Consider the following 10,900-nt stretch of genomic DNA (forward strand, 5'->3'; position numbering starts at 1 on the left):
CAGCGCCTTTCTCGAGTGCGGATCGATCAACTGTTGAGCAGGAAGTGTTCCAGGACCCGGGTGCCGAAGAGGACCGAGTCCACCGGGACGCGTTCGTCGACGCCGTGGAACAGCGCCGCGAAATCCAGTTCGCGGGGCAGTTGCAGGGGCGCGAATCCGAAGCAACGGATCCCGAGCTTCGCGAAGGCCTTGGCATCGGTACCGCCGGACATCATGTACGGCACGGTGCGCGCCTGCGGATCATGGGCGAGGATCGCCGCGTTCATCGCATCGACCAGGTCGCCGTCGAAGGTCGTCTCATAGGAATCGAGGTGGGTGATCCACTCCCGCGTCACGTTGGGGCCGATGAGGCGGTCGATCTCGGCCTCGAACTCCTGCTGACGCCCCGGCAGGACACGGCAGTCCACCACGGCCTCGGCCTTCTGCGGGATGACATTGGCCTTGTACCCGGCCCGCAGCATCGTCGGGTTGGCGGTGTCGCGCAGCGTGGCCCCGATGATGCGGGCCAGACTGCCCAGCTTGAACAGCGAGGTCTCCAGGTCGGGTGCGTCCGGACTCAGATCCAGTCCGCTCTCCTCCGACACCGCGGCCAGGAACTCCGCGACGGAATCGCTGATCACCAGCGGGAAGGTGTGCCGACCGATTCGTGCGACCGCTTCGGCGACCTCGGTGACCGCATTGTCGGCGTGCAGGAACGAGCCGTGGCCTGCGGTGGCGTCGGCGGTGAGCTTCATCCACGCCAGGCCCTTCTCGGCGGTCTCGACGAGATAGAGGCGCTTCTCCGAGCCGTCCGGGCGGTCGACGGTCAGCGAGTAGCCGCCGACCTCACCGACCGCCTCGGTGATCCCCTCGAACAGGTCCGGGCGATGCTCCACCAGCCAGTGCGCACCCCAGGAACCACCGGCCTCCTCGTCGGCGAGGAAGGCGAAGACCAGTTCGCGGGGCGGGACGGTGCCGTCGCGCTGGAATTGGCGGGCCAGCGCCAGCGCCATCCCGACCATGTCCTTCATGTCGACGGCACCGCGACCCCATATGTAGCCGTCCTTGACGGTTCCGGAGAACGGATGAACGCTCCAGTCGGCCGGTTCGGCCGGGACCACGTCGAGGTGGCCGTGGACCAGCAACGCTCCCCGATCCGAATCCGGCGGGCCGGGCAGCCGGGCGAACACATTTCCGCGACCCGGTTGACCGGATTCGACGTACTGGGTGGTGTAGCCGACCTCCTCGAGCATCTGCGCGACCCACTTGGCGCACTCCTCCTCGCCGCGCGTGGTCTCCAGTTCACCGGTGTTGCTGGTGTCGAAGCGGATGAGGGTACTGACGAGATCGACGACTTCGTCGACCGCGCGCGGGGCGAAAGGCTCATCGGTCACCCCTCACTCCTACGGGATTTGGGATACGGGGGCAACCTCGGTTAGTGTTATCGCCGCCGGTGTGAGAGGTTCACTCCCACCACGGCAACGCAAGTCCGAGTGGCGGAATGGCAGACGCGCTAGCTTGAGGTGCTAGTGCCCTATTAACGGGCGTGGGGGTTCAAGTCCCCCCTCGGACACACGTACACCGCAGGGCCCCAGGAATCTTCCCGGGGCCCTGCGGTTTTCGCCCATCTCGCGTCAGTGACGTCGATCGGCTCAGTCCGCGGTCCGACCGACGAGCACCTTGCCGTTCGGATAGGGCATGTCAATCCCGTTGCGCTCATATCCGCGCAAGATCTCGTGGCGCAGGCGGCGCGCCACCGCCCACTGCGCGTTGGGCCGGGTGGTCACCGTCATCCGCAGTGTCACCAGATCGGCGGCGACCTCCTGGATCCCGAGCATCCGCGGGTCGTCCAGGACATCACGGGCCAGCTCGGCGTCCTCGTCGATCGCGGCACGGACCGCCTCCACGGCCACACGCTGAGCCAGGTCGAGATCGGCGCGCAACGACACCGGCACCTCCACCCGGGCCACGGCGTAATCCTGACTCATGTTGCCCACCCGCACGATCTCGCCGTTGCGGACGTACCAGAGGGTGCCGTCGACGTCGCGGACCGTGGTGACCCGCAGACCCACACTGGCCACCTCGCCGATCGCCTCACCGAGATCGACGGTGTCGCCGACCCCGTACTGGTCCTCCAGGAGCATGAACACGCCACTCACGAAGTCGCGGACCAGATTCTGTGCGCCGAATCCGATGGCCAGGCCGACGACGCCGGCCGAGGCGATGAAGGGTGCGATGTTGACCCCGAGGACCGACAGGATCGCCAGGCACAACCACACCAGCACGACGATGGAGACCGTGGACTTGCACACAGAGCCGATGGTCTGGGCTCGCTGGGTGCGCCGCGCGATGATCGTCTCGTCCGGGATCGATCCCGGTGCCCGCTCACGCAGGTGCCGCACCACCGCGGGCATGCCGCGGCCATCACCACCGCCGCGCGTGGCGCGGTCGATCAGGCGGTGTGCGAGGTAGCGCACCACCAACGCCCCGATCAGATACGCGACGATCCGAACCGGGGTCTCCACCAACCACATTCGCGTGGTGTCCGTCCATTCGAAGGCCAGTACTCGATCAGTCATGCCCTCCGACCGTACGCATCTGAGCCGAGATGTCGAACCTGCTGGACAGGCCGGGCAGGCACAATGGCCCGATGACCGCGCGACTCTTCTTCGACTGCGACACCGGCATCGACGACTCCCTGGCGCTGCTGTATCTCCTTGGGCGCGACGACGTCGACCTCGTCGGGATCGCGAGTACCGCCGGGAATGTCCCGGCCGACGTCGTCGCCGCCAACAATCTCGCCTGGCTGGACCTGTGCGGCCGTGAGGACGTGCCGGTCCATCTCGGCGCCGCCGTCCCGCTGGTCGCGGATCTGATGACCACCGAGGACACCCACGGACCACTCGGCGTCGGATACGCCGAACTGCCCACCAGCACGCGCGCGGTCGCCGACGACGACGCCGCCGATGCGTGGATCGTCGCTTCCACCTCATATCCGGGTGAGCTGGTGGGTCTGGTCACCGGACCGATGACGTCGCTGGCCACCGCCATCCGCCGTGATCCGCAACTGCCCTACCGACTTCGCCGGCTGGTGGTCATGGGCGGTGCCTTCCATGTGCACGGCAACACCACACCGACCTCGGAATGGAATGTCGCCGTGGATCCGGAGGCCGCCGCCGAGGTCTTCGCCGCGTTCGGCGTCGACGGCACACCGGCGCCGATCGTGTGTTCCCTCGACCTCACCGAGGACATCGCACTGACGCCCGATCACGCGGTCCGGTTGGCCGCCGCCGCGGGCAGCGAACCACTCGAATGCCCCGACCCGGCCGACGAACCCGGCCTGCGTTCGGTGGCGAGCAACGCCGTCATCCGCCATGTCATGGACGCGCTGCGTTTCTATCTCGAGTTCCACCACGCGCATGACGAGGGGTACATCGCGCATCTGCACGATCCGTTCGCCGCGATGGTGGCGCTCGATCCGTCGCGCGTCACGACACGTCCGGCGCAGGTCGCGGTGGAGTTGACCGGCCCGCTCACTCGCGGCACGACGGTGGCCGACGAACGCGGAATGTGGGGCGGTGAACCGAATGTCGCGATCGCGACCACCACCGACGTCGAGGCCGTGTTCGACGATCTCATCGACACCATCGCCGAACTCGCCCGAACGGTCGGCATCCCCGGCGCCTCGGCGTAGCGTTGATGCGGTGACCCGCCTCGGCTATCAGATCCCGAACTTCACCTATCCCGGCATCGCGCCCGATCACCTGTTTCCCACCATCACCGCGCAGGCGGTCGAGGCGGAGAACTCCGGCTTCGACACCGTCCTGGTGATGGACCACTTCTATCAACTGCCCATTCTCGGCGAACCCGACGAGCCGATGATCGAGTGCTACACCCTGCTATCGGCGCTGGCCCAGCACACCTCTCGGGTCCGGTTGTCGGCGTTGGTCACCGGCAACACGTACCGGAACCCGACGCTGCTCGCGAAGACGATCACGGCGCTCGATCTGGTGTCGGAGGGCCGTGCCCAGCTCGGTATCGGCGCGGGGTGGTTCGAACTCGAACACGATTCTCTCGGTTACGAATTCGGTACCTTCACCGACCGGTTCGAGAAGCTGGAGGAAGCGCTGCAGATCATCTTGCCAATGCTGCGCGGTGAGCGTCCCACCCTCACCGGGAAGTGGTATCAGGTCGTCGACGCGATCAACTCCCCGGCGCCGGTGTCGCCCATCCCGGTGATGATCGGCGGCGGCGGTGAACGCAAGACACTGCGCATGGTCGCCCAGTACGCCGACGAGTCGAACATCATCTGTGCGCCCGACGAGATCGGGCGCAAACTCGACGCCCTGGCCGGCCACTGCGAGAAACTCGGACGCGATCGGTCCGAGATCACCGTCAGTCTGCAGACTTCGGCGTGTGTGGCACCGACGCACGATCAGGCCGTCCACGAGTTCGAGGCGTACCTGGCGCGTAATCCCCGCGCCCAGGTCCGGCGTGCGAGTACCATCGTCGGTTCGCCCGAGGAGGTGGCGGCCCGGTACGGCGAGTTGCTGGCCACCGGAATCGACGGCTTCACCGTCAACGCGCCGGCCAACGGGCACATCGCCGGCCGCGTCGGGCTGCTCGGCGAGACCCTGGCGCCCGTCGTCGGACACTGAGGCCCGTCGTCGGACACTGAGGCCCGTCGTCAGACACCGAGGCCCGTCGTCAGACACCGAGGCCCGTCGTCAGACACCGAGGCCCATCGGTCACACCACCAGGGCGTGCCCTCTAGAGTCCCGACGGTGTCGAGACCCGCACCGAGGTGGCGACACCGTCGGCTCCGTTGGGTGCCGTGCCTGTGCCTGGGCGTGTGCCGAGGATCGTGTCGACGATCTCCCCGGACCGGATCGCGACGTTGGACAACAGCGTCGACGTGAGACCGTGGGTGTGCTCGGAATTGCCTTGCACGAAGATCGACCCGGTGATCTCGGGATCGGTGCGCACGCGGTACTGCCGATCCAGGATCGGCCGCCCGTGGGTGTCCGAATGGCATCGCGCCGCGAGGCCGCCGACCAGGTCGGCGATCGGGGTGGGCTCGAATCCGGTGGCGAAGATCACGGCGTCGCAATCGATGTCGAGTTCCTCGCCGGTCAGTCGGTGGATCATCCGGACCCGCGCGGTGTCGTCGGTTTCGACGATGTCGACGACCTCGGTGGAACCGTGGACGAACAGCCGCCGGTCGCCGGCGACCCGCTCGGTGTACTCGCGCCGGTACAACTCCTCGATCAATTCCGGATCCACCGCCGAATAGTTGGTGCCGCGGTGATAGGTGAGCAAGCGTTCCCGCCAGGCCGGTTCGGCGGCAAAATACTCGTCGACGGTCGATGCGTCAAAGACCCGATTGGCGTACGGGCTGTCATCGGCGGGCGTGTAGCCGTACTTGGCGAACACGGCGTGCACCTCGGCACGTGTTTCGGCGTGCAGGTATGCGGTCACCTCGGCGGCGCTCTGTCCGGCGCCGACCACCACGAAACGACCGTGCGGCGTCGACGGCAACGCGGCGAGACGGATGAGCAGGTCATGGTTGTGAAAGACACGGGGCCCGGCCGACACGCCTGCGGGCAGTTTGCCGCGGATGCCGCCGCCGAGTACCAGGTTGCGCGCCCGGTGGGTACCCGAGGCGGTCACCACCTCGAATGCCCCGTCGGACCACCGGACGTCGGAGGCCTCCGTCGAGTACTGCACGGGGATCTCGACGCGCTCGGCCGCCCATCCGAGATAGTCGTGGAACTCCGACCGGAGGGGGAAGAAGGTGGCCAGATTGATGAAGTCGGACAGCCTCCCACGCTCGGACAGGTAGTTCAGGAAGGTGAACCGGCTGGCCGTATTACGTTGAGTGGCGAGATCTTTGAGAAACGACACCTGCATCGTCGCACCCGGCAACAGCATCCCCGGGTGCCACTCGAACCGGTCGCGCCGTTCCAGGAATCGCGCCGACAGTGGTCGCTGTGTGGGGGTGTCGGTGTGGAGGGCGCTGTTGTGGATCGCGCTGTTGTGTTCCTCGATGGCGATGGCCAGCGCCAGGTTCGACGGACCGAAACCGATCCCCACCACGTCCGTCGTGGAACTGTCACTGCACACGCGCTACTCCCTCTACGTTGACACCGGCGGTGGCTGCGTTGGCGCCGGGTCGGTGATGGCTTCGGTGACCGGGGCGGAACACCAGCCGCGTTCGGCGACCTGATGAGACCGTCGTCTCACGGCCCGGCCGTCGACCCCCGCACCAGACGCCCGCTATCGTGAAGGTAAGTCTAACCTAAGGTCCAACAGCGGGTTCATCGGGCACATACGGGCCGGATCAGCACCCATCCGACGGCCCGGGGCGAACCGCTGCCCTGCTCAGGAGAAGAACGAGATGAACCCTTCGATCGTCACCACCGGCGCCGCTGACGCCACCGCTGCCGCAGACCATCAGGGCACGCCGCCACACCCTGCTCACGGCGGGTTCCTGTTCTGTCGCAACGACTATCACGTGATCGCCGCGGGGGTCGAGCGGCCGTTCGCCGATCTCGCACGGGCCGCATCGGCCCTGCGTGACGGATCGGTGCGGGCGGTGGTGGGCGCGATACCGTTCGACACCGGTGACGACGCGGCACTGTGGGCGCCGCGGACGTTCTCGCGGCATGCGGGCGCCTGGGGTGCGCACAACGGACTCGACGTCCCGCACACCGGCGTCCCCCACACCGAGATCGCACGTGCCGAGATCGCGCGCGCCGATCCGGACGCCGCCGAGCACCGACGCCGGGTGGTGTCCTCGGTGCGACGCCTCGCCGACCCCTCCGACGAGCTTGCGAAGGTGGTGCTGGCCCGGGCCCTTCGCCTCAGTGCCCAGGGTGCGATCTCACCGTGGGAGGTCGCCGCACGGATGCGGGCGGCCGATCCGAACGGGTCGGTGTTCGTCACCGATCTGTCGGCCGCACCCGCCCACCTCGGCGCCCACCTCGTCGGCGCGAGCCCCGAGGTGCTGATCCGCAAACGCGGAAGCACCGTGACCGCCCATCCCCTGGCGGGCTCGTCGGCGCGTCACCCCGATCCGCGCATCGACGCCGAACGCGGTCGGGCCCTGGCAGATTCGACGAAGGATCGGATCGAACACCGCTACGTCGTGGACGCCCTCGCCGCCGCACTGACGCCGCTGTGCGACACCCTTCACATCCCGGAGCAACCGGTGCTGATGACCACCCCGACGATGTGGCATCTCGGTACCCCGGTCGAGGCGACGATCGCCGAGCCGTCCACCACCTCACTCGATCTCGCGCTGGCCGTTCATCCGACCCCGGCGATCTGCGGAACCCCGACAGCCTCGGCCCGCGAGCACATCCTGGACTTCGAGGGGCCTCGCGGCTTCTACGCCGGAGCGGTGGGGTGGTCGGAGCCGGTGGCCGAAGGCGGCGACGGCGAATGGTTGGTGAGCATCCGCTGCGCGGAGATCGCAGCCGACGGTCGCAGCGCCGTCACCTGGGCCGGCGGCGGGATCGTCGCGGAGTCGGACCCCGATGCCGAGGTCACCGAGACCGAGAGCAAGTTCGCGGCGGTCCTTGATGCGTTCCGGATCGATCGAGCGTAGGCATCGTCGGTGCCGGTGCCGGTGCCGGTGCCGGTGCCGGTGTCGGGGGCGGTGAGGCCGTGGGTGAATCACGTTCCGGCGCAGCCTCGACCGCCGCCGCACGGGTGCCGCGCGTGACGCAGTAAGCCACCCAGGGCCCGGCCATGATCGAGGTGACCACGGCCAACAGCACCACGATCATGTAGATCTCTTCGCCGAAGACGCCCATGTGCAGTCCCGCGGAGGCGATCACGATCTCGACGACGCCCCGCGCGTTCAGTCCTGCGCCCAGCGCGGCGGCATCCCACCTCGGGATCCGTGCAATGCGCGCACCGGCATAGGCACCGACGAACTTGCTCACCACCGCGGCCACCAGGAGCCCCGCCGTGGCGAGCAGCACCTGGGGATGCGCGATCAGGTGCAGATCCAGGTGCAGTCCCGCACCGGCCAGGAAGACCGGGGCCAGCACCCAGGTCGTGATCGCCTGCAGCGGCGCCATCACGGACTCGCCCCGGTGTCCGATGATCACCCCGGCGAGGAATGCACCCAGGACCGGCTCGAGGTGCACGGCCCCGGTCAGAGCCGCACCGGCGATCAGAGCCAACACCACGATCCCGCCGGTCTCCGAGCGATGGCGGGAGGTCTCCAGACGATCCAGCGCCCGGCTCACCGGTCGTCGCAACAGCCAGGTCGCCACCAGCAGGGCCGCCAGGGCTCCCAGGGTCAACGGCAACCGGAAACCCCGGAGCCCGGAGGTGGCCATGGCCGAGACGACCGCGAGGATGACCCAGGCGGCGACGTCGGTGAGGGTGCCGGTGGCCAGGGTCAGCTGACCGATTTCCTTGCGCATCAGGTCGAGCTCGGTCAGGATGCGGGCGATCACCGGTATCGCGCTGACCGACAACGCCGTTCCGAGCAGCAGCACGAATTCGGTGGTGCCGGCGGACTGCCCGCGCAGCGTGTGCGGAATCAGCAGTCCGGCAACCACTCCGGTGAGCAGCGGGATCACGAACGATCCGACGCCGACGGACGCCAGCACGGTGGTACGGCGGCGGAGGAAGGCACCGTCGAGGTCGACGGCGGCCAGACCGACGAGCAGGACGACGCCGAGCGTACCCACGGCCGACACCAGCGGCAGCGCATCGCCGGTACCGAAACTCCACGCCGGGGGCAGCACCGCCCCGAGCAGCGACGGCCCGAGAATCACTCCGGCCGCGAGTTGCCCGGTCATCGCCGGCAGCCCGAGTCGCTGCGCGATCATGCCGCAGCCGAGCGCGGCCATCAGGACCAGGGCGAGATGTCCGAGCATCAGGGCCGTCGGTGGTTCCCGGTCACCACCGACCGCGACACCCGATCAGACCGGTACATCGGCCGGCTCGGCCCACGACAGACCGTTGGCCGACGGTACGAGCCCGCCCGCCAGCAGCGGCGGCTCGGTGGCCCGATCACCCACCGCCCCGCGTGCCTGGAGTGCGTTCATCTCCTCCATCACGTCGCGGACCACCGGAGCGGAGAACATGTGCCCCATCCGCTGACCCGAATCGGTGTCCATACCACCGGTTTTCGCGGCGGCCCGGGTGAGGGCGTCCGACGATGCGCGGAAGCGTTCGATGATCTGCGACGGGTCGGTGAGAGCCTGCTCGCCGGAGAAGCCGCCGGCCACCAGGGATACGAAGGCGGTCATGTCGGTGCGATCGAAGTTGGTGACCCGGCGGGCCTTCCAGAAGTACGAGTCCTCGGACTGCTCCATGTCGTAGAACGCCGACAGGAATTCGTGGAACACCGCGTACTCACGCCGGTAGCGGCCCTCGAATTCGCCGAATGCCCGGTCCTCGCTCACGGTGCCGTCGAGCACGCTGTTGATGGATCGGGCCGCCAGCACGCCGGAGTATGTCGCGAGGTGGACTCCGGTGGAGAAGACCGGATCGATGAAGCACGCGGCGTCGCCGACGAGCACCATACCGTTGCCCCAGAAGCGGGTGTTGGCATACGAGTAGTCCTTGCGCAGCCGGATCTCGCCGTAGGTTCCCTCGGTCACCCGGGTGGCGTCGGACAGCATGTCGCGCACGATCTCGCAGCGATCGATGTAGTGCAGGAGGGTTTCCTCCTGCGCGTTGATCACGTGATCGGCCTTGTCCTTGGCGATGACGACGCCGACGCTGGTCAGCGTGTCCGACAGCGGGATGTACCAGATCCAGCCTTCATCGAATGCCGCGCACAGGATGTTGCCGCTGTCCGGGGCCGGAAATCGTTTGCCCCCTTCGAAGTACCCGAACACTGCGATGTTCTGGAAGAACTCCGAGTACACGCGTTCGGCGCCGGCGTGCCGGGTCAGTCGGGTGGAGTTGCCCGATGCGTCCACCACGTAGGCGGCGCGGATGTGATGCTCGACGCGATCGGCATCGACGTAACGCACACCCACGACGCGTCCGCTGTCGTCGGTGTCGACGCCGTTGACCCGACTGTTCTGCCGGACGTCGACGCCGTTGGCCGCCGAGTTCTCCAGCAGGATCTGGTCGAACTTCATCCGCTCGACCTGGTAGGCGTAGCTTCCCTCGCCGGCGAACTCGGGTGAGATGGCGAACAGGAAGTTCCACGGCACCGGATTGGTACCCCACCGGAAACTGCCGCCGCGCTTGTGCATGAATCCGGCGTCACGCACCTGCTCGTAGCACCCGAGGAGTTTGCACACATCGTGAATCGTGGACGGCAGCAACGATTCCCCGATCTGGTACCGGGGAAAGGTCTCCTTCTCGAGCTGGATCACCCGCCGACCGCTCTTGGCCAACATCGTGGCGGTCGTGGAGCCACCCGGTCCACCGCCGACGACCACGACATCGACGTCTTCGGTCACGGCGGGCGCCTGATCTCGCTGCCCGCTCATCGTGCCGAGTCCGGCGTCGACGCGGCGGCCGCGGTGAGTTCGCGCACCCAGGAGCCGACGACCGGGTCCGAGGCGAGGGCGACCAGATCTGCCTGTACCGCACCCGCGGCGCGCCACCGTTCGATCAGCGACATCAACCGCACCGAATCCAGTCCGATGTCGAGAACGTTTGTCTCGTCGGTGATCTCGGATGCGGGCAACTCCAGGATGTCGGCGATGTCCCCGATGATTCGTTCCCGGGTCAGCACTGCACCAACAGCGGCCATCTGGTCTTCCTCACTTCTCCGCCATCGTCGTGATGGCACGTCGCGCGCTCGGTGACGACTCCCGCCGATCCGGTGTCACCGCATCGGGCATACACTCGGCGTGAGCACTTTCCCTTGAGCTTAGCCTGCCCTAATGTAGACGCCGCCCGGTGAAAGCCGCGGACCGCCCCTCTTTGGAAAGTC

Annotated in this window: 9 protein-coding genes and 1 tRNA gene; 4 read left to right on the plus strand and 6 right to left on the minus strand. The window is 67.6% G+C overall.

Features of this window, described 5'->3' with window-relative positions; all coding sequences use genetic code 11:
* Positions 1–26: 26 nt before the first annotated feature.
* Positions 27–1,373, minus strand: coding sequence for a M20/M25/M40 family metallo-hydrolase (locus tag ACWDPV_RS10180; RefSeq protein ID WP_449742852.1), 1,347 nt, complete (start codon positions 1,371–1,373; stop codon positions 27–29).
* Between the two features lie 93 nt (positions 1,374–1,466).
* Here ACWDPV_RS10180 and ACWDPV_RS10185 point away from each other — a divergent pair.
* A tRNA-Leu gene (locus tag ACWDPV_RS10185) sits at positions 1,467–1,552 on the plus strand.
* Positions 1,553–1,631: 79 nt separating this feature from the next.
* On the opposite strand, the gene ACWDPV_RS10190 is transcribed toward ACWDPV_RS10185, so the two are convergent.
* Complete coding sequence (locus ACWDPV_RS10190) at positions 1,632–2,558, minus strand: mechanosensitive ion channel family protein (protein WP_449742853.1); 927 nt, start codon at positions 2,556–2,558, stop codon at positions 1,632–1,634.
* Positions 2,559–2,629: 71 nt separating this feature from the next.
* Between ACWDPV_RS10190 and ACWDPV_RS10195 the strand changes: the two genes are divergently transcribed.
* Positions 2,630–3,673: a nucleoside hydrolase gene (locus ACWDPV_RS10195; protein ID WP_449742854.1), complete on the plus strand. Its 1,044-nt coding sequence runs from the start codon at positions 2,630–2,632 to the stop codon at positions 3,671–3,673.
* A gap of 10 nt (positions 3,674–3,683) precedes the next feature.
* The gene (locus ACWDPV_RS10200) at positions 3,684–4,637 is read left to right on the plus strand and encodes an LLM class F420-dependent oxidoreductase (RefSeq protein WP_449742855.1); all 954 of its coding nucleotides are present in this window, start codon (positions 3,684–3,686) and stop codon (positions 4,635–4,637) included.
* 112 nt (positions 4,638–4,749) lie between these two features.
* Here ACWDPV_RS10200 and ACWDPV_RS10205 read toward each other — a convergent pair whose 3' ends face one another.
* Positions 4,750–6,102: a lysine N(6)-hydroxylase/L-ornithine N(5)-oxygenase family protein gene (locus ACWDPV_RS10205; protein WP_449742856.1), complete on the minus strand. Its 1,353-nt coding sequence runs from the start codon at positions 6,100–6,102 to the stop codon at positions 4,750–4,752.
* A gap of 274 nt (positions 6,103–6,376) precedes the next feature.
* Between ACWDPV_RS10205 and ACWDPV_RS10210 the strand changes: the two genes are divergently transcribed.
* A complete protein-coding gene (locus tag ACWDPV_RS10210) occupies positions 6,377–7,588 on the plus strand; it encodes an isochorismate synthase (RefSeq protein ID WP_449742857.1) in 1,212 nt (403 codons plus the stop codon).
* Here ACWDPV_RS10210 and ACWDPV_RS10215 read toward each other — a convergent pair.
* The 3 genes from ACWDPV_RS10215 to ACWDPV_RS10225 are packed head-to-tail and all read right to left on the minus strand — an operon-like array spanning position 7,527 to position 10,717.
* Complete coding sequence (locus ACWDPV_RS10215) at positions 7,527–8,876, minus strand: cation:proton antiporter (protein WP_449742858.1); 1,350 nt, start codon at positions 8,874–8,876, stop codon at positions 7,527–7,529. The genes ACWDPV_RS10210 and ACWDPV_RS10215 overlap by 62 nt on opposite strands.
* 45 nt (positions 8,877–8,921) lie before the next feature.
* Positions 8,922–10,451, minus strand: coding sequence for a tryptophan 7-halogenase (locus tag ACWDPV_RS10220; protein WP_449742859.1), 1,530 nt, complete (start codon positions 10,449–10,451; stop codon positions 8,922–8,924).
* Positions 10,448–10,717 (minus strand): phosphopantetheine-binding protein, encoded by a 270-nt coding sequence (locus ACWDPV_RS10225; protein ID WP_348808637.1) that lies wholly within the window; start codon positions 10,715–10,717, stop codon positions 10,448–10,450. The genes ACWDPV_RS10220 and ACWDPV_RS10225 overlap by 4 nt, the downstream gene beginning before the upstream one ends.
* Positions 10,718–10,900: the final 183 nt, after the last annotated feature.

The organism is Gordonia sp. NPDC003504 (assembly GCF_053587995.1).